The organism is Sphingomonas sp., from assembly GCF_031361285.1.
In the GTDB taxonomy this organism is placed as follows: Bacteria; Pseudomonadota; Alphaproteobacteria; order Sphingomonadales; family Sphingomonadaceae; genus Sphingomicrobium.
The window spans coordinates 34763-58752 of sequence record NZ_JANMCO010000018.1 but is presented as its reverse complement, the minus strand read 5'-3'; the positions used below and the strand labels follow the sequence as shown (position 1 = coordinate 58752).

At 63.9% G+C, this 23990-nt stretch carries 23 protein-coding genes, 1 tRNA gene and 1 pseudogene; 13 read left to right on the top strand and 12 right to left on the bottom strand.

Translation table 11 applies throughout. The features are described 5' to 3' along the window. The first annotated feature begins 2 nt into the window (after positions 1 to 2). The 7 genes from RMO25_RS02175 (at position 3) to RMO25_RS02145 (ending at position 5103) form a co-directional block, all read left to right on the top strand. On the top strand, positions 3 to 1262 hold the full coding sequence (locus RMO25_RS02175) for a dipeptidase (protein WP_309660965.1): 1260 nt from the start codon (positions 3 to 5) through the stop codon (positions 1260 to 1262). Continuing rightward, complete coding sequence (locus RMO25_RS02170; RefSeq protein ID WP_309660964.1) at positions 1259 to 1921, top strand: MBL fold metallo-hydrolase; 663 nt, start codon at positions 1259 to 1261, stop codon at positions 1919 to 1921. The genes RMO25_RS02175 and RMO25_RS02170 overlap by 4 nt, the downstream gene beginning before the upstream one ends. A 125-nt stretch (positions 1922 to 2046) precedes the next feature. Further along, positions 2047 to 2226 (top strand): 50S ribosomal protein L32, encoded by a 180-nt coding sequence (rpmF, locus tag RMO25_RS02165; protein ID WP_309660963.1) that lies wholly within the window; start codon positions 2047 to 2049, stop codon positions 2224 to 2226. 28 nt (positions 2227 to 2254) lie between these two features. After that, on the top strand, positions 2255 to 3301 hold the full coding sequence (gene plsX / locus RMO25_RS02160) for a phosphate acyltransferase PlsX (RefSeq protein WP_309660962.1): 1047 nt from the start codon (positions 2255 to 2257) through the stop codon (positions 3299 to 3301). After that, positions 3301 to 4260 (top strand): beta-ketoacyl-ACP synthase III, encoded by a 960-nt coding sequence (locus RMO25_RS02155; RefSeq protein ID WP_309660961.1) that lies wholly within the window; start codon positions 3301 to 3303, stop codon positions 4258 to 4260. The genes plsX and RMO25_RS02155 overlap by 1 nt, the downstream gene beginning before the upstream one ends. 109 nt (positions 4261 to 4369) lie before the next feature. Further along, a complete protein-coding gene (locus RMO25_RS02150) occupies positions 4370 to 4699 on the top strand; it encodes an integration host factor subunit alpha (RefSeq protein WP_309660960.1) in 330 nt (109 codons plus the stop codon). An 8-nt stretch (positions 4700 to 4707) separates the two neighbouring features. After that, positions 4708 to 5103 carry a MerR family transcriptional regulator gene (locus RMO25_RS02145; protein WP_309660959.1) on the top strand — a complete coding sequence of 132 codons (396 nt, stop codon included), beginning with the start codon at positions 4708 to 4710 and terminating at the stop codon, positions 5101 to 5103. A 3-nt stretch (positions 5104 to 5106) separates the two neighbouring features. On the opposite strand, the gene RMO25_RS02140 is transcribed toward RMO25_RS02145, so the two are convergent. Both RMO25_RS02140 and RMO25_RS02135 read right to left on the bottom strand, forming a co-directional pair. Then, a complete protein-coding gene (locus RMO25_RS02140; protein ID WP_309660958.1) occupies positions 5107 to 5616 on the bottom strand; it encodes a histidine phosphatase family protein in 510 nt (169 codons plus the stop codon). Then, positions 5613 to 8312: an ATP-dependent DNA helicase gene (locus RMO25_RS02135; protein ID WP_309660957.1), complete on the bottom strand. Its 2700-nt coding sequence runs from the start codon at positions 8310 to 8312 to the stop codon at positions 5613 to 5615. The genes RMO25_RS02140 and RMO25_RS02135 overlap by 4 nt, the downstream gene beginning before the upstream one ends. 71 nt (positions 8313 to 8383) lie before the next feature. Between RMO25_RS02135 and RMO25_RS02130 the strand changes: the two genes are divergently transcribed. Beyond that, positions 8384 to 9934: a lysine--tRNA ligase gene (locus tag RMO25_RS02130; RefSeq protein ID WP_405051825.1), complete on the top strand. Its 1551-nt coding sequence runs from the start codon at positions 8384 to 8386 to the stop codon at positions 9932 to 9934. 135 nt (positions 9935 to 10069) lie between these two features. Here the strand turns inward: RMO25_RS02130 and RMO25_RS02125 are convergent, their stop codons facing one another. From RMO25_RS02125 to RMO25_RS02095, 7 genes and pseudogenes are all read right to left on the bottom strand, one after another. Beyond that, positions 10070 to 11230, bottom strand: coding sequence for a S8 family serine peptidase (locus RMO25_RS02125; RefSeq protein ID WP_309660955.1), 1161 nt, complete (start codon positions 11228 to 11230; stop codon positions 10070 to 10072). 258 nt (positions 11231 to 11488) lie between these two features. Further along, positions 11489 to 11689, bottom strand: a pseudogene (locus tag RMO25_RS02120) (DUF885 family protein); the annotation flags it as partial. A gap of 225 nt (positions 11690 to 11914) precedes the next feature. Beyond that, positions 11915 to 12850, bottom strand: coding sequence for an aldo/keto reductase (locus RMO25_RS02115; RefSeq protein WP_309660954.1), 936 nt, complete (start codon positions 12848 to 12850; stop codon positions 11915 to 11917). Positions 12851 to 13048: 198 nt separating this feature from the next. Continuing rightward, positions 13049 to 13840 (bottom strand): YkgJ family cysteine cluster protein, encoded by a 792-nt coding sequence (locus RMO25_RS02110; protein WP_309660953.1) that lies wholly within the window; start codon positions 13838 to 13840, stop codon positions 13049 to 13051. Positions 13841 to 13935: 95 nt separating this feature from the next. Continuing rightward, positions 13936 to 15792 carry a DUF885 domain-containing protein gene (locus RMO25_RS02105; protein WP_309660952.1) on the bottom strand — a complete coding sequence of 619 codons (1857 nt, stop codon included), beginning with the start codon at positions 15790 to 15792 and terminating at the stop codon, positions 13936 to 13938. A 101-nt stretch (positions 15793 to 15893) separates the two neighbouring features. Next, a complete protein-coding gene (locus RMO25_RS02100; protein ID WP_309660951.1) occupies positions 15894 to 16880 on the bottom strand; it encodes an RcnB family protein in 987 nt (328 codons plus the stop codon). 14 nt (positions 16881 to 16894) lie between these two features. Beyond that, a complete protein-coding gene (locus tag RMO25_RS02095) occupies positions 16895 to 17446 on the bottom strand; it encodes a 2Fe-2S iron-sulfur cluster-binding protein (protein WP_309660950.1) in 552 nt (183 codons plus the stop codon). A gap of 130 nt (positions 17447 to 17576) precedes the next feature. Here RMO25_RS02095 and RMO25_RS02090 point away from each other — a divergent pair, with 130 nt between their 5' ends. The 3 genes from RMO25_RS02090 (at position 17577) to RMO25_RS02080 (ending at position 21566) form a co-directional block, all read left to right on the top strand. Further along, positions 17577 to 18368: an alpha/beta fold hydrolase gene (locus tag RMO25_RS02090; RefSeq protein ID WP_309660949.1), complete on the top strand. Its 792-nt coding sequence runs from the start codon at positions 17577 to 17579 to the stop codon at positions 18366 to 18368. A 151-nt stretch (positions 18369 to 18519) separates the two neighbouring features. After that, positions 18520 to 18942: a hypothetical protein gene (locus RMO25_RS02085; RefSeq protein WP_309660948.1), complete on the top strand. Its 423-nt coding sequence runs from the start codon at positions 18520 to 18522 to the stop codon at positions 18940 to 18942. Positions 18943 to 19181: 239 nt separating this feature from the next. Continuing rightward, positions 19182 to 21566: a bifunctional salicylyl-CoA 5-hydroxylase/oxidoreductase gene (locus RMO25_RS02080; RefSeq protein WP_309660947.1), complete on the top strand. Its 2385-nt coding sequence runs from the start codon at positions 19182 to 19184 to the stop codon at positions 21564 to 21566. A 14-nt stretch (positions 21567 to 21580) separates the two neighbouring features. Here RMO25_RS02080 and RMO25_RS02075 read toward each other — a convergent pair. Both RMO25_RS02075 and RMO25_RS02070 read right to left on the bottom strand, forming a co-directional pair. Further along, positions 21581 to 21673, bottom strand: a tRNA-Ser gene (locus RMO25_RS02075). Positions 21674 to 21719: 46 nt separating this feature from the next. Then, complete coding sequence (locus RMO25_RS02070; RefSeq protein ID WP_309660946.1) at positions 21720 to 22571, bottom strand: aldose 1-epimerase; 852 nt, start codon at positions 22569 to 22571, stop codon at positions 21720 to 21722. Positions 22572 to 22744: 173 nt separating this feature from the next. On the opposite strand from RMO25_RS02070, the gene RMO25_RS02065 reads away from it, so the two are divergent. Both RMO25_RS02065 and RMO25_RS02060 read left to right on the top strand, forming a co-directional pair. Then, positions 22745 to 23062, top strand: a complete 318-nt coding sequence (locus tag RMO25_RS02065; protein ID WP_309660945.1) for a hypothetical protein — start codon at positions 22745 to 22747, stop codon at positions 23060 to 23062. Between the two features lie 103 nt (positions 23063 to 23165). Continuing rightward, positions 23166 to 23390 carry a hypothetical protein gene (locus tag RMO25_RS02060; protein ID WP_309660944.1) on the top strand — a complete coding sequence of 75 codons (225 nt, stop codon included), beginning with the start codon at positions 23166 to 23168 and terminating at the stop codon, positions 23388 to 23390. A gap of 82 nt (positions 23391 to 23472) precedes the next feature. Here RMO25_RS02060 and msrB read toward each other — a convergent pair whose 3' ends face one another. Continuing rightward, the gene (msrB, locus tag RMO25_RS02055; protein ID WP_309660943.1) at positions 23473 to 23958 is read right to left on the bottom strand and encodes a peptide-methionine (R)-S-oxide reductase MsrB; all 486 of its coding nucleotides are present in this window, start codon (positions 23956 to 23958) and stop codon (positions 23473 to 23475) included. Positions 23959 to 23990 lie beyond the last annotated feature (32 nt).

The window sequence follows — 23990 nt, the reverse complement described above, 5'->3', positions numbered from 1 at the left end:
GCATGAAAACAATTTATCATGCCGCCTTAGTCCTCGCTCTGACCATGAGCGCCGGCGCCAATGCCCAGCCGATCGACCCCAAGGTCCAGGCGCGGATCGACCGCATTCTCAAGGCGACGCCGCTGATCGACGGCCACAATGACATCGCCGAACAGCTCGCGGAAAATTACCAGCGGAGCGTCGCGGGGCTGGCGAACGGCACCAACCAGCGTCAGCCCAAGCCACTAATGACGGATATGGCGCGGCTCCACCAAGGCCGGGTCGGCGGCCAGTTCTGGTCGGTTTATATCGACGGCACGATCACCGGCGACGCGGCGATCCGTGAGACCATCGAGCAGATCGACATCGTCCGGCGGATGATCGACGCCTATCCCAACGATTTGGAGTTTGCCCGGACCGCCGACGACGTCGTGCGCATCCACAAGGCAGGCCGGGTCGCCTCGATGCTCGGGATCGAAGGCGGACGCCAGATCGGCGGATCGCTGGCCGCGCTGCGCCAATTCTATAATCTCGGCGCGCGCTACATGACCCTGACCCACAATCAGACCACCGAATGGGCCGACAGCGCCACCGACGATCCCAAATATGACGGCCTCAATCCATTCGGCGTCACGGTCGTGCACGAGATGAACCGCATCGGCATGCTCGTCGACTTAAGCCATGTGTCGCCGGCGACGATGAAGGACGCGATCGCGGCGTCGCGCGCACCCGTCATTTTCTCCCATTCGTCGGCGCGCGCGCTGGTCGACCATCCGCGCAATGTTCCCGACGATGTCCTTCGCTTGCTGCCGGCGAACGGCGGGGTCGTGATGGTCAATTTCGTCCCGAACTTTATCTCCGGCGCGGTGTGGAAATGGGGCGCCGAACAAAGCGCCGAGGAAGCCCGGTTGAAAGCGATTCACCGGGCCAGCAGCGCCAACGTCAAGGCGGGACTGAAGGCGTGGGAAGCCGCGCATCCCAGCCCGGTGGTAACCTCCGCCGACGTTGCCGACCACATTGACCATGTCGCGAAAATCGCCGGCTTCGACCATGTCGGCATCGGCGCCGACCTCGACGGCATCCCCTTTACGCCGCGCGGCCTCGAAGGCGTCGAGACGTTTCCCAACCTGTTCGCCGAGCTGATCCGCCGTGGCTGGAGCGATGCCAACCTCGCCAAGCTCGCCGGCGGCAATGTCCTGCGCGTGCTGCGCCAGGCCGAAGCCGTGTCCGCCGCGATGCGCAATGAGCCCCCGGCAATGTCCGAGGTCGACACCGGAAAATGAGCCATCCCCCGCTCCGGGCGGCGATCATCCCGGTGACTCCATTACAGCAAAACTGCAGCCTCCTATGGTGCACGGCAACGATGCAGGGCGCGTTCGTCGATCCCGGCGGCGACCTGCCCAAGTTAAAGGCCGCGGCCGCGCAAGCCCAGGTCACCATCGAGAAAATCCTGCTGACCCACGGCCACATCGATCATTGCGGATCGGCGGGCATCCTGGCCGAGGAACTCGGGGTGCCGATCGAAGGCCCACACGAAGCCGACATTTACTGGATTTCCCGCCTCGAGGAGGACGGCGCCCGCTACGGCGTCGCCGGCCGGCCGTTCACGCCCGACCGCTGGCTGGTCGATGGCGACCAGGCGAGCGTCGGCGAGTTGACCTTCGACGTCCGCCATTGCCCCGGCCACACCCCGGGCCATGTCGTCTTCCACCACCCGCCATCGCAGCTGGCGATCGTCGGCGATGTTCTGTTCAAGGGCTCGGTCGGCCGCTGGGATTTCCCGCACGGCGACCAGCAACAGCTAATCCACTCGATCACTGCGCGGCTGTGGCCGATGGGCAATGCTACCGCCTTCGTTCCGGGTCATGGCCCGATGTCGACCTTCGGCCATGAACGCGCGACCAATCCCTATGTCAGCGATCAGGCGTTGACCGCCGCCTAGCCTTGCACTCGCGCGCCTAGGCGCTATAGGGACCTCGGTCGCGATGATCAGCCGCCGCCGCGGGGCTTTCCCGTCGAGAAGGCGCAGATCGTCGCAATTTTTATTTTTGCAAAGTAGGTGCCGCAATGGCTGTCCCCAAAAGAAAAACATCGCCGTCCAAGCGCAACATGCGGCGTAGCCACCATGCGCTCAAGCCCGTCGGTTTCCAGGAATGCCCGAACTGCGGCGAATTGAAGCTGCCGCACAATCTGTGCGCTGCTTGCGGCCACTATAATGGCCGCGAGATTGTTTCGAGCGAGGCCTGAGCGGCGCTAGGGACCGGGGCGCTCGCTGATGGACGCAGGCCCACGTATCGCGATCGACGCCATGGGGGGCGATAGTGGCCCTTCGGCGATGATCGCCGGCGCGTCGCGGGCGCGCCGTCAGGATGGCTCGCTCCAGTTCCTGTTCTACGGCGATGAACAGCTGATCCAGCCGGAGCTCGATCGACACCCCAATCTTAGGTCCGGGGTAATCATCACCCACACCGCCGAATCGATCGCCCCCAGCGAAAAGCCGAGCCAGGCGATTCGTCGCGCCCGCACGACCTCGATGGGCATGACGATCAACGCGGTAAAGGACGGCTTGGCCGACGCCGCGCTGTCCGGCGGCAATACCGGGGCCATGATGGCGATGGCCAAGCTGGCGCTGCGGACCATGCCGGGGATCGACCGGCCAGCGCTCGCCGCGCTGCTGCCGACGCTGGGCGAGCGAGACTGCGTGATGCTCGATCTTGGGGCCAATACCGAATGCGACGCCCAAAACCTCGTCCAGTTCGCCGTCATGGGCTCGGCCTATGCCCGCACCGTGCTCGAAATCGACCGGCCGCGGGTCAAATTGCTCAACATCGGCACCGAGGAATTGAAGGGCACCGACGAATTGAAGGAAGCGGCCGCGCTGCTGCGTGACGCCGAATATCTGCCGATGCGGTTCAGCGGCTTTACCGAAGGCGACCAGCTGTCGCGCGGCAATTTCGATGTCGTTGTGACCGACGGATTTTCGGGCAATATCGCCTTGAAAACCGCCGAGGGTACCGCCCGGTTCGTCACCGATTTGTTGCGCCGCGCATTCAAAAGCTCGCTGCGCTCCAAGGCGGGCTTCGCTTTGTCGAAGCCGGCGCTCAATATCCTCAAGGTCCAGCTCGATCCCAACAACCACAATGGCGCGGTTTTTCTCGGACTGAACGGGCTGGTGGTGAAAAGCCACGGCAGCGCCAATCCCAAGGGCGTCGCCAACGCCATCGGCGTCGCCGCACGCATGGTCCTCAACGACATCACCCGCAAGATTGGCGAAGATCTCGACAATTTCCGCGCCCACGCTTTCAATCATGAGGCGGCGTAATGGCGATGCGGTCGGTCATTCTTGGCACCGGCTCGGCCCTGCCCAAGCGGCGGCTCGACAATGCCGAACTGGCGAAGACCGTCGACACGTCCGACCAGTGGATCGTCGAGCGGACCGGAATCCACACTCGCTATATCGCCGGTGACGGCGAAACCACCGCGACCCTGGCTGCCGACGCGTCGCGCAAAGCGCTCGAGCATGCGGGCGTCGACGCCTCCGACATCGACCTCATCGTGCTCGCCACGGCGACTCCCGACCAGACCTTCCCGTCGTCGGCGACCAGGGTCCAGGCGATGCTCGGCATTCCCGACTGCATCGCTTTCGATGTGCACGCCGTCTGCACCGGCTTTCTCTACGCGCTGAGCGTCGCCGACTCGATGCTGAAATCGGGCAATGGCACCAAGGCGCTGGTGATCGGGTCCGAGACCTTCAGCCGGATTCTCGATTGGGAAGACCGCGCGACCTGTGTGCTGTTCGGCGACGGCGCCGGCGCGCTGGTGCTGGGCACCGAAGACGGGACTCGCGGCATCCTCGCGACCAAGCTCCACGCCGATGGGCGCTATAACGATATGCTGTTCGTCGATGGCGGGCCGTCGACCACGGGGACGGTCGGCAAATTGCGGATGAAGGGTCGCGAAGTGTTTCGCCACGCGGTCATCAACCTCGCCGATGTCCTCAACGAAGTGCTGGCCGAGATCGGGCTGACCGCGGCCGACGTCGACTGGATCGTCCCGCACCAGGCCAACGCCCGAATTCTCGACGCAACCGCACGAAAACTGGGCGTTTCGTCCGATAAAATCGTCGTCACTGTCGACCGCCACGCCAACACTTCAGCGGCCTCGGTACCGCTGGCGCTCGATACCGCGGTGCGCGACGGCCGAATCAAGCGTGGCGATTTGATCGTGCTGGAAGCGATGGGTGGCGGCTTTACTTGGGGGGCCGCCGCGCTCAGATATTGAAAAGTCTCGGCAATTAGGCGAAATGTCGATTTGCCGACACGGATCGTTTCGGTTAAGTTACAGTTAAATTCCGCGACGGGGGGCACGTCGTTTAGGGCGGGAGAATGAAATGGCAGATCTTGGAATCGCCCGAATGGGCAATGAAGCAGGCGTCGGGGGGACGTTGACCCGCGCTGACTTGTCCGATGTTACCCATCGCAAGCTGGGGCTGTCGCGGGCCGAATCGGCCAGCGTGGTCGAACGCGTGCTGCACCACATGTGCTCCGCTCTGGCCCATGGCAAAAACGTCAAGATTTCTGGTTTCGGCAGCTTCATCCTGCGCGATAAGGGTCAACGCGTTGGCCGCAATCCCAAGACCGGGGTCGAGGTGCCGATCGCTCCCCGACGGGTAATGACCTTCCGCGCCAGCCAGATCATGCGCGACCGGATCGCGAAATAGGCGTTGCGATGACGGCGGCCGACAAAGGACCCGGCGCTTTCAGGACGATTGGTGAACTGTCGCAGGAATTGGGCGTCGCCCAGCACATCCTGCGCTATTGGGAAACCAAGTTTCCCCAGTTGAAACCGCTGCAACGTGCCGGCAATCGCCGTTACTACCGGCCCGCCGACGTTGACCTTGCCCGCAAGATTCACCGCTTGCTGAGCCAGGACGGCTACACCGTTCGCGGCGTCCAGCAACTCCTGCGTAGCAAGTCCGGCGACGATGCACCCGAAGCCCCGGCGATCATGGCGCCGCCAGCGCCGCCGGTACAATTGAATCCCGAAACTCAGACCCGTCCCGGTGTCGACATCGACCGGTTGGTCGCTTTACGCGATCGCCTCGCGGACGCGCTCGACCACTGACGATCAGTCCTGGGGGCGAATCAGGCTGACGATCCGGCCGCATTGCCGCCAGACATCACGCCAGCGGTCGACCGATAATGTGAGGTCAGCGAGCATCGCCGTCGGATAGCCGGCAGCGACCTCCCCGCGCCGGCCATCGCCGTCATCCTCCGCAAGATTGAGCAAGAGCAATTGCAGCCCGGGGTTGTGACCGACGATGAGCAAATGCTGGGCGTGATCGTCCGCGTCCCGAATCACCGCGATGAGCGCATTGAGCGAGGCATTATAGATTCGCCGGTCGTAGACTGGCTCGGCCCCAGACCCGCTGCCGGCGATGATGCCTGTCACGGTCTCGACCACCCGCGCTGCCGGGCTCGCGACCATGGCATCGACGGCCAGGTTTCGCTCGGCCATCATGCGGCCCAGGGCCAGGGCCTGCCGCTGCCCTCGCGGCTTGAGCGGCCGATCGAAATCCATGCCGGACGGCGAATCCTGGCTGGCCTTGGCATGGCGCAGGACGAGCAGCGTCTTCATGCGACCAACACCGGCCTCGCGGTCTCGGCCGTAGCAAGGCGTTCGCTCACTCGCGCAATCGCCTGATCGAGCGGCAGGCGACGGACCGTGACTTCGGGCGGAAAGGCCGACAGCAGCCGCGACGGCATCGCCGCCGACAGAATCACCAACACGCCGCGGTCGTTGTCGCGGCGGATCAGGCGCCCGAAGGCCTGCGCCAGCCGCGCCCGGACGACGCGATCGTCATAGGCGCTGCCGCCGCTGGCCATCCGCCGCGCCGCATGAAGGACGGTCGGCCGTGGCCACGGCACGCGTTCCAACACCACCAGCCGGAGCGAATTGCCCGGCACGTCAACGCCGTCGCGCAAGGCATCGGTGCCGAGCAGCGAGGTGCTCGGGTCGTCGCGGAAGATATCGACCAGCGTTCCGGCATCGATGGGATCGACGTGTTGGGCAAGCAACGGCAGGCCCGCGCGCGCCAGCCGGTCAGCGATCCGCGCGTGCACGCCTTTCAATCGCTGAATGGCGGTGAACAGCCCGAGCGCGCCGCCACCCGCCGCTTCGATCAACCGCGCATAGGCCCCCGCCAGTGCTGCGGCATCGCCCTGCTTGATGTCGGTAACAATCAGCACTTCCGAGCAAGCACCATAATCGAACGGGCTCTGCGCTTCGAATTGCAGGGCGGCGCGGGGCAGATGGAGCGCACCGGTCCGTGCCTCGGCCGCGTCCCAGCCGTCGCCGCCGCGCAACGTCGCCGAGGTCACCAGCACGCCATCGGCCTGGGCCATCACGACGTTGGCGAGCGGGCGGGTCGGGTCGAGCCAGCGGCGATGGATGGCGACATCATATTCGCGACCTTCAACCCGCTCGATCGCCAGCCAATCGACAAAATTCGGGTCGGCTGCACCGCCAATCCGTCCCAACAGCGCAATCCATGCGGCGAGCGTTTCGCGCCGCCACGCGAGCCCGCGAATCGCCCCATCGACCCGCGCCCGCGCCTGGCCGTCGAGCCAGTCGGGCGCGTCTTCCAGTACCGCCTCCAACCGCCGGGCCAGCGCCGCCAGCGGCTTCTGCAGCGCGTCGAGCGTTTCAAGCGCGGCGCTCGCCGCCGCGACCAGCGCCCCGTCCGGTTCGGCGAGCTCGGTTTCGAGGCCGTAGCCAGCCTCCTGCGCCTTGGCCCGGGCGTAGACCGTGCCGCGCACTTCGGCGAGCAGCGCTTCGACGGTCCCGAACGGATCGCCCTCGGCGACCCGCGCCAGCCAGCCTTCGGACGGCAACGCCCGCGCCGCCTCAATCGCCGCGTCCAGTGCCTGGCCGCCCTCGTCGTCATAGGAGGCGACGTCCATCAAACGCGCCGCCAGCCCCCGCCGCCGCCCCCGCGAGCGGCCTTCGGGTCCGACGATCCAGCGCCGCAGTTCGATCGCTTCCTGCCCGCCGAACGACACCGCGAAAGTCGAATCGGCGGCGTCGAACAGATGATGGCCCTCGTCGAACAGGATCCGCGATGGCGCCGACTCGCGCGCCCGGGCGGCGTTGATCATCACCAGCGCATGATTGGCGATGACGATGTCGGCCTCGCGCCCGGCGCGCTCGGCGCGCTCGATGAAGCAGCGGCGATAATGCGGGCAGCCGGCGTACACGCACTCGCCGCGACGATCGGTCAGTGCCGTCGCTCCGGCCCGCCGGAACAGGCTCGGCAGCCAGCCCGGCAAATCGCCGCCGACCATATCGCCGTCGCGGCTGTAGGCGGCCCAGCGCCCGACCAGATGGGCGAGAATCGCCGCGCGCCCGGCAAACGCGCCCTGCATCGCGTCTTCCAAGTTGAGCAGACAGAGATAATTCTCGCGGCCCTTGCGGATGACGATTTTCTTGGCGCGCTCGGCCGGGTCGGCGAACAGGCGCGCGCCTTCGGCATCGAGCTGGCGTTGCAACGCCTTGGTGAAGGTCGACACCCACACCGTGCCGCCCGACGCCGCCGACCACAAAGATGCCGGCGCGAGATAAGCCAGCGTCTTGCCGATGCCAGTGCCAGCTTCGGCGAGCAACAGATTGGGGGCGCCCTCGCCCGGCTTGGGCGCGAACACCGAGGTCACGGCCGCGGCCATGGCTCGCTGCCCGTCGCGCGGCTCGGCGCCGTCGCTGGTCAGTTCATCGAGCCTGGTTTGGGCGGCGGCGGGTTCGACCACGACCGTGCGCGGCGGCGGCCGGTCGGCGGCTTCCTCCCACTGCGCCAGCCGCGAGAACAGCATCCGTTCGCCCGCTTCCGGTCGCTCGAGCCGGGCGGCAATCAACGGTGCCCAGATCCAGCCGAGCCTGGCCAGTGTGGCATTAGCGGTCCACGCCCCTTCGCGCTCGGGCCAGTTGCCGTCCTTGAGAGTCGCGAGCAATTGCGCCGCCATCGCCGGCAGCAATGCCGCCGCTTCCGCCTCGCTCGGCGGCGGCGCCAGCCCGAGCGCCCGGCTCAGCCCGGCCACCGTCGGCACCGCGAACCGCGCCGGGTGAATGAAGGCGAACAGCTCGAGCAAATCGAGGCCCGACAAATCGGGATAGCCGAGCCGCTGCCCGATCAGCGGCGCGTTCAAAATAATGTGCGGCGTTTCGGCGGCGCGGGCGATCGCTTCGCCGCGCTGCGCTTCGCGCATCTCGCCGTCCGTGTCGGCGAGCCAGATGCCGGCGTGGGTTGCGTGCAAGGCTGGAAGAGGCAAAGGAGCGGCCATTCCATTGTATTTGGCGGGCCAAGAACAAAAGAGCAACGAGATTGGACGCAGAAACCCTCCGTTCCGCCGCGATGCAAGCCAAGGCGTGGCCCTATGAGGAAGCGCGCAAATTGCTCAAGCGCTGGCCCGAGGGAAAGCCAGGCGGCGAGCCGATCGTGTTCGAAACCGGCTATGGACCGTCGGGGCTGCCGCACATCGGTACCTTCAACGAAGTCCTGCGCACCACCTTCGTCCGCCATGCTTATGCCGAACTGAGCGGCGGCGCGCCGACCCGGTTGATCGCCTTCAGCGACGACATGGACGGCTTGCGCAAGGTGCCGGACAATGTGCCGAACGCCGAGATGCTCGCCGAGCATCTGGGCAAGCCGCTGACCCAAATCCCCGACCCGTTCGGCGAGGATGAGAGCTTCGCCCATTACAACAACGCGATGCTCCGCCACTTCCTTGATCGCTTTGGCTTCGACTATGAATTCGCCTCCGCGACCGACCGCTACACTAGCGGCGCGTTCGACGACGTCATTCGCCAGGTTTTGACCAACTGGGACGCGATCATGGCGGTGATGCTCCCGACGCTGGGTGAGGAACGGCGCCAGACCTATTCGCCGGTACTGCCGATTTCGCCGACCAGCGGCCGGGTGCTGCAAGTCCCGGTCGAGGTCGTCGATGCCGCCGCCGGGACCATTGCTTTCGCCGACGAAGATGGCGCGACCGTCACCCAGTCAGCATTGGGCGGCCTCGCCAAGCTGCAGTGGAAGGTCGACTGGGCGGCGCGGTGGGTCGCGCTCGGCGTCGATTATGAAATGGCGGGCAAGGATCTGATCGAATCGGTCGTCCAGTCGGGCAAGATCGCGCGGGTCCTCGGTGGCCGCCCGCCCGAGGGTTTCAACTACGAGATGTTCCTCGACGAAAACAATGAGAAGATTTCCAAGTCGAAGGGCAATGGCCTCAGCCTCGAGCAATGGCTGCGCTACGGTAGCGAGGAGAGCCTGGCGTTCTACATCTACCGCGAACCCAGGAAGGCCAAGAGCCTGCACCTCGGCGTAATTCCGCGCGCGGTCGACGACTATTGGCAATTCCGCGGCAATTATGCGCAGCAGCCGATCGAGCAGCAGCTCGGCAATCCGGTCCACCACATCCACGCCGGCCAGGTGCCCGAGGGCGGGCTGCCGTTGACCTATGGGTTGCTCCTGAACCTTGCCTCGCTCCCCGGGGTTGGCGACAAGGACACCGCGTGGCGTTTCGTCCAGCAATATGCCCCCGGCACGACGCCCGACACCGATCCCGAACTCGACAAGCTGATCGGCCTGGCGGTCAATTATGCGCGAGACTTCGTCGCTCCGACGCTCAAGCGCCGCGCCCCAACCGACGCCGAGCGCGTCGCGTTGCAGGACCTCGACGCCGAACTCGCCACGCTCGCCCCCGACGCCCGCGCCGACGCAATCCAGAACATCGTTTTCGAAATCGGCAAGCGCCACAATTTCGACCCGCTCCGCGCCTGGTTCCAAGCCCTCTACGAAACCCTCCTCGGGTCGCCGCAAGGCCCCCGAATGGGCAGCTTCATCGCGCTGTACGGCATCGCCAACACCCGCCGCCTGATCGCGGAAGCGCTCGAACGGCTTTAACCGCAAGCCGTCGTTCGTTTCGCGTTCAGCTAGATAGAATCGAGCAGAATTCGTTGGTGGGACACGCTGGCGATATCCGAGGCGGTCGTCACGGCACCGCTATTCTTCTTACAGTACGGAGACCCGGAAGACCTTCTAACGAACGCCAATGCTGTCAGGCACTCCATCGGGGTCACGCTTGACGGTTCCGCCGCTATTCGCAGCGGCTTGGAGCAGCAAGATACCCGCGAGATGGGGAGCAGCCATCGAGGTCCCGGACAGAGTAGCGTAGCCCCCGTTCTTGTATGTTGAGGTCACGTTGACGCCGGGCTCGCTCCAATCGATCGCGGAGCCATAGTTGGAGAAACTGGCCCAGGTATCGCGAGAATTGAACGCCGAAACGGTAAAAACATTGGGGCCATTGGTGCGGCCCGGACTGTAGTTACTGGCGTTGGCCGAGTTATTGCCGGCGGCAATGACGACGGGCACGCCCAGAGCGCCAAGATTAAGAACCGCCTGATCCATGGTAACACTGACCGCATCGGCGATCAGGCTGAGGTTGGCAACGTCGCCCGGAACGGCGTGTTGCGCGACATAGTCAAGCGCTGCGATAACCCCGGAATCCGGACCTGTGCCGGTCCCATCGAGCACACGGACGGGAACCACTTTCGCACCGGCCGCAACCCCTACGACGCCGATTGAATTGTTTTTGGCGCCGATGATTCCAGCGACATGCGTTCCATGGCCGTACGTATCGTTCAGACTGGAGTCGCTCGTCAAAAAGCTGGCCCCATCGGCAGCGTCGACGTTGAGATCAGGATGGGAGAGGTCAATTCCGCTATCGATAATCCATGCTCGCGCATTCGACCCGCTTGCATCGCCCGGTCCTCCCACGCGTGTCACGCCCCACGGAGTAGATTGCGTTGCCCCGCCGACGGGTCGACCCACGGTCGGGATCGCAGCCGCGCGAACGATACCGTCGCGCTCACAGGAACGAATGTTCGGATTGTGTGATCTAAGGCGCGCTGTGACGCTAGCGGCACCGCCCGGAATGGCGGGAAGTCTGACCGCGAATCCCTTTAGTACGTGCGAATAGATAAAAAGAGTTTCACCAAGCTCTGGCCCGATGCTCCGTGCGGTCTCAGCCGCTACGGCGCCGCGCAAGATGCCGGCATTGAACGTACAGATATACTGGTTGGCATTCGGTATCCGAGAGGCGTCGGATTGAGCAGTCGGCTCAGCCCCGACCTGGGCTTCGGCCGGTGATGCAAACATCACGCTTGCAACAGCTAACGCCAGATTGACCAGAATTCTCATGGCTCGTTCCCCTGACTGGACGTTTGGACTGTTAACTTATCAGACATTATCTGGCCTTTAAAGCTTGGCTAATACCGCTTTACTGAAGTTGTAGAAGGCCGGAATTCGATGCCACTTGCTGAGGAGACCCTCGACTTCCGGTCCACGAGCCGACCAGTCGCGAACGGCAGAATGCTAGCTTTGCTCGCCGGAGAACCGCCGGACCGGAATCCACTCAAGGTAGACACAGGTCACGGCGTGCCGCTTCGATGGCGCTGATCAGCTCACCTTTTTCGCCGCGATCCAGGCGTCGATCTTCTGCTCGAGGATGGCCAGCGGCAGGGCATCGGTCATCAGCACCTGGGCATGGAAGTCGCGGATATCGAACTTGTCGCCGAGCTCGGTCTCGGCCTTCTTGCGCAACCGCTGGATGGTAAGCGCGCCGACCTTATAGGCCAGCGCCTGGCTGGGGATGGCAATTGTGGAAGACGTAATCGAGGCCATTCCGGTCAGGGACACCAACGGGGACGAGCTGATCTCCATGAGTATCAGCGGTTCGTACCCCCGCTCACGGCGCTTGGTCTGCTACGTGGTGCAAGCAACAAGCCGCTCGCGCTCGATTTTGGCGAACCGGTCAGACGCGTCGATGGCGACACGTTTGTGATCGTTGCGACCGGCGAGCCCCTTTTCAGAATTGCTTCAATCTCACCGGTCTAGCCCGGCTCCTTCAGCCGGCTCAAAACCCAAACTCACGAAATGTTCGACGCGCCGCGGCGCGATGAGCAGGCCGTCGATCCCGGGCGTGTCGAGCACGAAGCGCAGGGCGGCCTCCGTCATCGTCTCCTGCCGCGCCTCGGCCGATCGCCTCAGCCGCTCGATCGCGGCGAAGGATTGCTCGGTCAGATAACTGGCACAGGCCTCCGGCGCATGGGCCAGGCGGCTGCCGGGCGGGGCCTCCTCGCCGGACCGATATTTGCCGCTGAGGAGCCCGCCGGCGAGCGGGCTGAACGCAATGTAACGAAGACCGTGCTCGGCGCAGAACGGGATCAGCGCCTCGGCGTCGGCCGTGGCGAGCAGATTGTACTCGTTCTGGACATGTTCGAAGCGCGAAGCGAGGTTGCTGCCCGCCAGGCTCCTGATGGCTTTGATGTCGGAGAGCGAGGCGTTGGAGATGCCGAAGCTGGCGATTTTGCCTGCTTCCACAGCGCGCGTCATGGCGTCGAGCGTTTCTTCCAGGGGCGTCACGCGATCGAACTCGTGAATGTAATAGAGGTCGATCCGCTCGACTCCCAACCGGAGCAGGGACCGATCGAGGTGCCAGGCGATCTGGATCCGGCTGAGCGGCGTGTCCCCAGGCGGGCAGCCGTGAGGATTGCCGACTTTGGTGGCAATCTGGGCGTTGTGGCGGAACGAAGCACCCTGAGACCTTAGCCATTTGCCAAGCACGATCTCGCTTGATCCGCCACCATAGGTGTTTGCTGTATCGAACCGTCGAAGGCCGACGCGCCGGGCATGATCGAGCAGCTTCAACGCCTGTTCTTCACTGTCGCCGGCGCTGCGCAAGTCCGGCGACGAACCAATCCCGCCGAAATTGCCACACCCAAACCAAATCCGATCGAGTTCCGACAGTTTCAACGTCATGCCACCTCCAAATGCAGTGCGGTTTGCAAACCTACGGTGGTTTGCCCGTCACACAAACGCCGCGCTTTGCGGTTGGATGGGGATAATCGTTGTCGCGTGGGCCGAAAGTTGACGGCTAGGTTAAAGCACCAGGGGTCGCGAGTGTCGGCCTTCACCAACAAGGATCGGGCTGTAACCGACACGCCAGCCGACAGAATATCAAGGCAATGACCCGAACGCATGAACATAGAGCGATCGCAAATGCGGATGCGCGAATGTCGCTGTGTCTTGCTGCATCGGAAGGCCCGCAAACACATCCCTGCCAGCCAACCAGTTTGCCTCGGCGTCAATGTCAACGAGGGCGATGCGAAGGGACTCGTTCCATTCCCTGGACTGGTACGCGAGCCCGGCATGAAAAAGCGCCCCGTCGAGAGCGACGCGGTAGCCGTTGCGCAGGGCGGTCCATTGCGGTGTAGTGGGGATTTCCTCGCCGCTAAACATCAGGAGCGATCGGCGGCAGATCTCGGCATCTTGCGACACTGCCGTTCGGCAAACCAGCGGACGGTCCGCATAGACGCCACATTCGTTCCCCTGCAGCAGCGGGCACGGAGTCAGCATCGCAGCGCGCGCTTCAAAGCTTGCGCCGGCCGTTTGGCTGCACGCCGCTTCGACCGCCTTGATTGCCCTCGATCGCTGCGCGGCATCCATCTGCTTGACGGTGAAGAGGACCTCCGGCGGGCTGGCATCAACCCATAGGTTGCAGCAGTGAGAGCATCCACGAACGCATGCTATCTGAACGCTCGCGATGTGTTTCGCGCCAGCCGTCAGGTTCGAGCAGACGAATTGCATGAGTGGACTCACCGATCGCCGCTCAATGCTCGTTTGAACCAGCTGATGAAGGACGCGCATCAATGCGGCCAGCTCGTCGGCATCTTCATTCCGCACATCGAGACCTCGCGCAATGCGCTTCTGGTCGTCCTTCAACTGGCGCCGGCGTTCGATGCGTCCCATGCGCCAGTCATAATGTTCATTCGCCGCCAGCGCCAGAAGCGGACGGCTCGCGTCTTCGCTCAGCTGCGCCCTGCCCGGACTCCGGCGCTAGCTCCCTAGCTCGCCTTCTTCGCCGCGATCCAAGCGTCGATCTTTTGCTCGAGGATGGCCAGCGGCAGGGCGCCGGTCATCAGCACCTGGGCATGGAAATCGCGGATGTCGAACTTGTCGCCAAGCTCGGCCTCGGCGTGTTTACGCAACCGCTGGATGGTCAGCGCGCCGACCTTGTAGGCCAGCGCCTGGCTCGGGATCGCGATATAGCGCTCGACCTCGGCGGTGGCGTCGGTCTTACCCATGCCCGAATGGCCGAGCATGTAAGCGATCGACTGCTCGCGGGTCCAACCCTTCGAATGGATGCCGGTGTCGACCACCAGCCGCATTGCGCGGAGCATCTCGTCATTGAGCGTCCCAAAGCGCTGGAACGGGTCCTTATAGAAGCCCATGTCATAGCCGAGCGTCTCGGCGTAGAGGGCCCAGCCCTCCTGATAAGCGGTATTCCCGCCGAATCGCATGAAGCTCGGCAACGCCTCATTTTCCTGCGCCAGGCTGATCTGGAAATGGTGGCCGGGTTCGCCCTCGTGGAGGAACAAGGTGGTCATCCCCCAGGTGCTGCGCGACGGCAAATCATAGGCGTTGAAATAGAAAGTACCGGGGCGCGATCCGTCGGGCGTGCCCTGGTCATAGCTGCCGCCGGCCTCGAACTTCTCGCGAAACGACGGGTAGGGCTGGATGACCAGCTTGGTCTTGGGCACGGTCGAGAAATATTGCGGGACCTTGGCTTCGACGGCCTTGCCGATCGCATAGAAGCCCTGGGTCAGTGCTTCCCGGCTCTTGGGCTGGAACTTGGGGCTGGTCCGCATGTAGTCGAAGAATTGCGGCATCGAGCCTTTGAAGCCGACCTCCTGCTTGACCTGCTCCATGCCGGTGGTGATCCGCGCGACTTCGTTGAGGCCGAGCTGGTGGATTTCCTCCGGCGTCATTGGCAGCGTCGTCGTCGACTGCACCAGATAGCGGTACAATTTGTCGCCGCCCGGCATGTACATCAGCCCAGCGCCGGCGCGGGCGTGCGACAGATAGTCGTCCCGCAGGAAATCGCGCAGCCGGGTCAGCACCGGATACAGCTCGTTGGTGATGGCGGCGCGATAGGCCTGGGTCAGCCGCGCCCGGTCGGCATCGCTGATTTCGGCCGGGAATTCTTTGACCGGGCCATAATAAGGCGAATCTTCCGGCTTCTGTTTCAGCTGCGTGTCGAGCTGCTCGATCATGTTCCTGACCGTCATCTTGGTCTCGACGACGCCGCTCGCCTCGCCCTGGCGGAAGCGACCAATGGCGCGGTCGATGTAGGTGACGAAATCGTGGTGGCGCTTCAGATTATTGTCATAGTCGGCGAGCGTCTTGAACTGCGCCGTCCCCTTGCCGCTGGCGAACGTCGGATAGAATGTGTGGAAGCCGAAGAAATGGTTCATCGGCCGCACCGCGGTCAGCGCCAGCATGTCCGGCTGCAGCCCGCGCAGCGTGTCCTTGGTCGAATAATCGAACACGTCGTAAGCGACCTGGTCGGTGGCGTTCAATGCCTCGCGGGGAATCGCATGCAATGCCGCCAGATCGCCCTCGGCAGCGCCGCGCTCGCCAGCGTAATATTCGTCGGTGATATTGTCGCCGAGCCGGTCGGCGAAGCGCATGTCGCCGCGCGACAATGCGTTGAGCGGATTGCGCACCAGGCTAGCGTCGTCGCTCGCCTTGAACAGCTCGAACAAGCGGTCGTGGGCGCTCTTCTCAACCACGATCGGCACCGGCGGCGCGATCTCCGCCGCGGCTGGCGGCGGCGCGGGCGCGGGCGCGGGCGCGGTGGCGCAAGCGCCAAGCGCCAGTACGGACACGGAAACGATCAGTTGACGGGCCAGGCTGGGCATCGGGAAGCGCGCTTTCGAAAAATGGGACGGCGGAGTCCAAATGCGGCAAGGGGCGCCGCGGACAATCCGCAACGCCCCTTCGACCAACGCGATGACCCTGTCTACCAGAAGAAGTTGTAGATCACGTCGGCCACCTGGCCGTCCCACGTGTCGATCAAAATCGCGTCGTCATAATAACGGATCCAGCGATATCCCGGCGGCGCATAAGGCAAACGATATTGCCACGGGTCGTTGAGCCAATAATTGCTCTGATAATAGTTCGACCACAGGCGCGATCCGATCGAATAGTGGCGGTAATTCCAGCCGAACGGGTCGAAATAAAAGCCGAGGTGGAACAGCGAGCCGTGACGCTGGCGATGGTTGCGCCAGTCGTAGTGATTGTCCGATCGCCAATCGTTGCGCCAATGCTGCGCCGTCAGGCTCGACAGCCGGTTGTTGCGCCACTGGTTATTGCTGTTGGGCAGCGGGGGTTGCGTGCCCGGCTGCGGGATGCTGCCGAACAGCGGCCCGCGACGATTGCCGATGCCATCGCGTCCATTCGGCTCGCGCCTCAGCTCGCGAAATGAGCCGTTGCCGAGCGAGCCATTGTGCTGCCCGATTTGTGCCGGATTATTGTCGACTCGGCGCTCACGGCCTCGCCATTCGCGGACACTGTCGGTGGTGTCGCCTGGCTGCTCGACCGCCGCCGCGGGGTTGTCGACCCGGCGCTCCCGCGACCGCCAGTCCCGCACGCTGTCGACCGACTCGCGGCGCTGTTCCATCGCCGGGCTCGCCGGAGCCCCGCCGAAGCCGCCGTTCGACCGATGCTCCATCACTCGCTCACGGCTGACTTCCGCCGGTTGCTGGACCATTTGCGGCCGGTCCTGCTGGCGGGGTTCGAACGTCCGGCCTTGTGCCGGAGGTTCAACGCGCTCCGGCTGTTGCACTCGCTCGGCCGGTTGCGCCCGCTCGGCCTGGCGTTCGGAAGGTGCCTCGGCGACAGCCTCGATCCGGGCCGCCCGCTTGCTATCGTTTTTGGCATCCTGGTCGTCGGCCATGGCCGGCATGGCGGCGCTTGCAAGCAGCAAGAAAAACAGACTGTTACGCATGACAAATTCCCTACTCATCCAGATGGACTACGCTCAGGAATTTGCGCTTGCGCAGATGAGCCATTGCTTAACCGTTCCGACTCCGATTGTTCAGCTTTCGGGGTAGCCGCAACCAGCGGCGCGGCGGTTGCTGCCGCCCGCGCAATCGCCTTGCGAATGCGCGGATAGGCGCCGCAGCGGCAGATGTTGGGGATGGCATCGATCGCTTCGGCGCTCGGGCTCGGGCTGGCCTTGAGCAAGGCGGCGATGGCCATGATGAAGCCGGGCTCGCAATAGCCGCACTGGCTGACCTGCTCGACCGCCCACGCCTGCTGCACGGGATGCAGGCGATTGGCCGACAAGCCTTCGATGGTGACGATATCGGACCCTTCCAGCGCGGCGATGCTAATGCCGCAGCTCAACACCGCGCGGCCGTCGACCATCACCGTGCAGGCGCCGCAATCGCCGCTGTCGCAGCCGTGCTTGGTGCCGGTCAGGTTCGACGCGTCGCGCAGCGCCCACAACAAGGGCGTCTCGGGGTCGAGCTTATAATGGATCGGCTCGCCATTGACGGTCATGCTGGTCATGGATCGACGGTAGCGCGCGTCCCCGTGGCCGTCATGCTGAACTTGTTTCAGCATCCATTTTGTTCGTAGGGCAGAGCGAGCGTCGGGATGGACCCTGAATCGAGTTCAGGGTGACGATATTGAGGGTAATATGGCGCGAATTTTCACGGGCCTGGGCCATGCGCTCGGCGTTGACGAGGCCGGCAGCGGCGATGCGGTGCCAATCCTGTTCCTGCACGGAGTCGGTTCCGACAAATCGGTGTGGGCGCCGCAGCTGGCGCATTTCGGCGCCTCGCGCCGGGCGGTCGCGTTCGATTATCCCGGCTATGGCGACAGCGACCCGGCCGTTGCGGGCACGACGCGCGACGATTTCGCCGCCGCGATCCTCGGCGCTATGGACACGCTGGGCATCGAGCGGGCGCATGTCTGCGGGCTATCGCTTGGCGGAGTGGTCGCCATTGCCGTGCACGCGCTCGCTCCCGCGCGTTGCCTGTCGCTGATCCTCGCCGACACTTTTGCCGTGCATCCCGAGGGGCAAGCGATCTACGACCGCTCGCTGGCGGCAAGCGGCGACCTCAGGGCGATGGCCGAAGCGCGTGTCGATGTCTTGCTCGCGCAACCGGCCGATCCCGCGGTCCGCTCGGAAGTCGTCGAGACCATGGCCCGGATCGACCCGGCCGCCTACCGCATCGGCGCCGGGGCGGTGTGGCTCGCCGACCAGCGCGATCGCGCTGCGGAAATTCGAGTCCCGACGCTGGTGCTGTGCGGAGCCGAAGACAAGGTCACCCCGCCGGCGCTGTCGCACGACCTTACGCAGCTGATTCCCGGCGCGCGCTACGAAGCGATCGAGCGTGCCAGCCATCTTACTAATCTTGAGCGGCCCGACGAATTCAACACGTTGGTCGGCGACTTCATCGGCGACATGGATTCGCACTCGTCCTAATGCCTGATTTCACCCCATAGCGGACACTAGCTTACTCGACATAATACCTCCGCTCGAAAGAGGAGTTTCGACATTGCTAATTGTATTCCTGAGCGCGGCCCTATTGGCCGATCATGCGCCGTCCGTCGTTACTCCCGCTTCGGTAGGGCGAATGATTGATCGTTACGGTGCCAGGCAAACAGTTCAAAGGCTGTCCAATGTCGTGCCGAACGATACTCACACCGACTTCGGCGACTTCGACAAGGTGCTTGATGGTATAGCGTCGGGTGATGCGCATTGGTTGAGACTCGTGCCGAGGTTGGCACCTGGAACAGATGCAGGAACTGGCGAGAGTCTTCCTATCGTGATTGCCGAGGCCTTGCCCAAGAACCCCGTCGGAGTTCTTCGTCTCATCAAGCGTGACGCGTCATGGATCGACGCATGTGGCTATCCAATGATCGAGCCGACGCGCAAAGAAATGCGTGCCTATTTCAAGGCAGCCATTCCTGCTGTGAATTCCGTCCATGATCCAGCGCTTCAGTCAGTGAAACGCATTTGCCTGTCTGAGTTGTTGAAAGCGCAACACACGCCGTAATGTCCGCTTTCCACGCAAAGCGGACATTGCATCTGTCCTACAGGCGCGCTGCTGTGCCATGCTGCGGTGATGCGCTCCTTCAATTTCAATCTGATCATTGCAGCGACTGCAGCGGCTCGCGCGCGCCCGGGCACACGCGCGCACGCGCATGGGATCGCTGCATTCGCTGCGTTTCACCGCGATCCCGCGCGCGCGCACGCGTTGGGGGGTGAACTTAGTGAACTTCCGGGGCTGCTCCGATGAAAATCGCCTGCATTGGTGCCGGGCCGGCCGGCCTCTATTTCGCCATCTCGATGAAGCTGCGCGACGCAGGCCATGAGGTGCATGTGTTCGAACGCAATCCGCGCGGCGTGACCTTCGGCTGGGGCGTCGTCTTCTCCGACCAGACGGTCGACAACCTGATGGCCAACGACCCGGTGTCGGCCAAAATCATCGCCGACGAATTCGCCCATTGGGACGACATCGACGTCCACATCCATGGCGAAATCATTCGCTCGTCGGGCCACGGCTTCATCGGCATCGGCCGCAAGCGCCTGCTCGAAATCTTGCAGGACCGCGCGGCCGAATTGGGCGTGGCGCTGACCTTCGAAAGCGAGTGCGACCCCGACGATCCCAGTTGGGCCGACTATGATCTGGTCATCGCCTCGGACGGCATCAACAGCCGGGTCCGTGACGCGCACGCCGATGCGTTCGGGGTCGACGTCGATACGCGCGCCAACAAGTTCGTCTGGCTCGGCACGGCCAAGGCGTTCGACGCCTTCACTTTCGCCTTCGAGCAAACCGAGGCCGGGTGGATCTGGGCGCACGCCTACAAGTTCGCGCCCGACTGCTCGACCTTCATCGTAGAATGTTCGGAAAGCACCTGGCGCGGGCTGGGTTTCGATACCATCGGCCAGGATGCAGCGATCGCGTTGTGCGAAACCATATTCGCCAAATATCTCGATGGGCATCGGCTGATCTCCAATGCCGCGCATCTGCCCGGACCGGCGGTGTGGCTCAATTTCCGCCGCATCAAATGCGAGGCCTGGCACCACGGCAAATTCATCCTCTTGGGTGACGCCGCCCACACCGCGCATTTCTCGATCGGGTCGGGGACCAAATTGGCGCTCGAGGATGCGATCAAATTGGCCGACGTCCTCACTCGCGTCTTGCCGTCATTGCGAGGATTCGAAGGCGACGCGGCAATCCAGGCTGGACAAGAAACTGGATTGCTTCGCTCCGCTCGCAATGACGATCCCTTGGCACTCGACGCCGCCATGTTCGAATATCAGGCCGAGCGCAGCCTTGAAGTGCTCAAGCTCCAGAACAGCGCGCGCAATTCGACCGAATGGTTCGAGACGCTCGACCGCTATCTGCATTTCGAGCCGCTGCAATTCGCTTATTCCTTGCTCACCCGTAGCCAGCGGATCAGCCACGAGAATCTCCGCCTGCGCGACCAGGACTGGCTGGAGGGCGTCGAGCGATGGTTCTGGGAACGCGCCGGCGTCCCCGGCCAGGCCGCGGCGCCGATGTTCGCGCCGTTCAAGCTGCGTGAGATGACGGTCGAGAACCGCATCACCGTCTCGCCAATGGCCACGTATTCGGCGGTCGACGGCACGCCCAACGACTTCCATCTGGTCCATCTGGGCGCGCGTGCCCTGGGCGGTGCCGGGCTCATCTTTACCGAGATGACCTGCGTCTCGCCCGAAGGCCGCATCAGCCCCGGCTGCACCGGCCTGTGGGCGCCCGAGCATGGCGCGGCGTGGCGGCGGATCACCGATTTCGTCCACGCCAATTCCCGCGCCAAAATCTGCCTCCAACTCGGCCATTCGGGCGGTAAAGGTTCAACCAAGCTTGGCTGGGAAGGCAATGACGTGCCGCTCGACGACGGCAATTGGCCGGTGATGGCGGCGTCCGACGTGCCCTGGTCGAAGGTCAACCAGCACCCCCGGGCGATGACCCGCGCCGACATGGACGCGGTCCGCGATCAGTTCGTCGCCGCCGTCCGCATGGGGGTCGATGCGGGGTTCGACATGGTCGAGCTGCACGCCGCCCACGGCTATCTGCTATCGAGCTTCATTACGCCGCTCATGAACCACCGCACCGATGACTATGGCGGCTCACTGGAGTACCGCCTGCGCTATCCGCTCGAAGTGTTCGCGGCGATGCGCGCTGCTCTGCCTTCGCACATGCCAATGTCGGTGCGCATCTCGGCCAACGATTGGGCTGGCGACGACGGCGTCACCCCGGCCGAGGCGGTCGCCATCGCCGAAGCCTTTGCCCGCGAGGGCGCCGACCTAATCGACGTCTCGGCCGGACAGACCTCGACCGACGCATCGCCGGTGTATGGCCGCATGTTTCAGACGCCATTCTCGGACAAGCTGCGCAACGAGGCACGCGTGGTGACGATGGCGGTCGGCAACATCTATGAGCCTGACCACGCCAATGCGATCCTCGCCGCCGGCCGCGCCGATTTGGTCGCATTGGGCCGCCCGCATTTGATCGACCCGATGTGGACCCTGCGCGCCGCCGCCGCGCTCGATTACCGCGACATCCACGTCCCGCCGCAATATCTCAACGGCCAGGCCCAGCTCGCCCGCAACCTCAAGCGCGAGGCAGAGGCCGCCGCGGCGCTACGGGTGTAATCGGGGCAAAAGACTGGCGGAGACGGAGGGATTCGAACCCTCGGTACGGGTTAACCCCGTACGGCGGTTTAGCAAACCGCTGGTTTCAGCCACTCACCCACGTCTCCGGTAAAGCAGCAAGGACCGGCGCTATAGGGGCGGGTTTCGAGCCGTTCAACCGGCTCCCTTGGCGATCACCTCGAGCCGCATGTCGAGGCGCATTGCCGCATCCGGCTCAAGGACCCGCAGGCCAAGCTCGCCCCACTGCTCCTCGGGGGCGTTCAGCGCCGCGTTGGCGTGGGTCACCGGCTCGGCGACGAAAATGCCGCCGGCCGCCGGCGAATAAAGCTGGAAGAAGCGGGCGTCGGGCGAAGAAAGCTCAAGGTCGAACGGCCACGCCGGGTCGGTCATTCGCGCTTTCCCGCCCCAGCCGCCAAAACCGTGGTCGAGATCCTGCCCGCACACCAGGCGATCGGTGAGGTCGAAGCGTTCGCTCGCCGGCACCTTCTCGACCGGCAGGACATGCTCGTCGACGGTCCAGGCGTTGCTTACCCGCGTGTCAATCCGGGTCTTCGGTCCGCAATTGAAATAAGGGTGCAGGCCAAGCCCACACGGCATCGGCTCGTCCGACAGATTGCGGCACGACAGACGCAGCGTCAGCCCGCTTTCGTCGAGCGTGAATTGCTGCTCGGCGCAATACGCCCACGGCCATTCGCCGGCCTGGTGGTGGAACGACAGGATAGCGTCGGACGCGCCCACGCTGTCGACCTGCCACGCCGACATCCAGCCCTGGCCGTGCAACGGGCTCGGGTCGCCAGCCATGTTTGGCGCGAGCGCTATGTCACGGCTGCGAAAGGTAAAATGTCCGCCACGAATGCGGTTGACGAACGGGACCAGCGGGAAGCAGGCGGCGTCCAGCACGTTTTCGACGCCACTGTTGCAATTGCGCAATACGGCCTGGCGCCGATCACCGTCGATCCGGTCGAGCCAGGAAATACTTCCACCAATCAAAGGGCTTACGCCCATTTCCAAGCACCGTGAGGACAGCACGACTGGTAGGCCGGCAATCATTTTCTACTCCTCGAACCCCCAAACACTTCAAAAGCCTGCAAGTTCGTTGGGGATAAATCCGCATTAGCCGTTGCGCAGGGATTCGTGCGCCGAGTAATCAAATGCTCCGGGGCCGGGGGAGGTCTGGAATGCAACGACGTGTCAAGGAATTCGTCGAAATCGAGGACCATCGGTCGCTCGACGATTTGATCGCCAAATTGATCGCCGTGCGGGACGTTTTGCCGGCCGACTCCGAGGCGGAATTGCGGCTGCGGGGTGACGATGTGTTCGGCCGCAAGCTGTCGATCTCTTTCTTCCGCGATCAGACGGCGGAAGAGGCCGACTGCGAAACGCGCTACGCCGCCGCTTACAAGGAAGCGCGGGGAAAAGAGCTCGCCCGGCTCCAGGAGGAACTCGGCGTCGCCTGTTATCCGCCCCGCAAAGGCAAGCTGCGCATCGTCGCGTAAGGGCGCCGGAACGGTCGCCTGGGAACCAGATACCCCCGTTCAGGTTAGTACCTTTGGAATCCAATGGCGTGTTCGCCGTGGTGGATTACCCGAGGGAGAGACCATGAAGAACGCGATCAAGATCCTGATGGGGGTCAGCTGCCTGGCCTTCACCGCCGCCTGCAACGTCCAAAAGACCAAGGAAGGCGAAATGCCGGACGTAAATGTCACGACGACCGGCGGCCAGCTGCCCGAGTATAATGTCCAGACCCCGGAAGTGACGGTCGGTACCGAGAATAAGACCGTCGAAGTGCCGACGGTCGAGGTAACCCCGGCCAACAAGAATTAAGACGAAGCCGGCGCGGCTGAACGGTCGCGCCGGCAACTCACCGAAAGATGAAGGCGAACGCTCAACAGCATTGGTTACCCCCTCAAGCCGGCTGAAAGCGCAGCGCGAGGCCGTTCATGCAATAGCGCAGCCCGGTCGGCTTTGGCCCGTCATTGAAGACGTGGCCAAGATGGCCGCCGCAGCGCGCGCAAGCGATCTCGGTGCCGAAGAACATGTTCTTGAGCCCGCGCTCGGCGGTGCCTCCGGGTAGCGCCTGGAAAAAGCTCGGCCAGCCGGTGCCGCTGTCAAATTTTGTCGTCGAGGCGAACAACGGGTTGGCACAGCCGGCGCAGACGAAGCGTCCACGGCGATGCTCATTGTTGAGCGGGCTGGTCCCGGCTCGCTCGGTCGCCGCTTGGCGCAAGACGCGATAACGGTCGGGGCCGAGGCGCTGGCGCCATTCGGCGTCGGTCAAAGTGTAGGGAAAGCGGCCCTGCGCGGCGGTGCCACGGGTGACTGCCAAAGCCGCGAGGCCGAGCCCGGCGGCGCCGAGCAAGGTGCGGCGATCGAGTTTGGATTTGGTCATCATGGCCTAGTTACGCATGAGACTGCGCCGCGGAT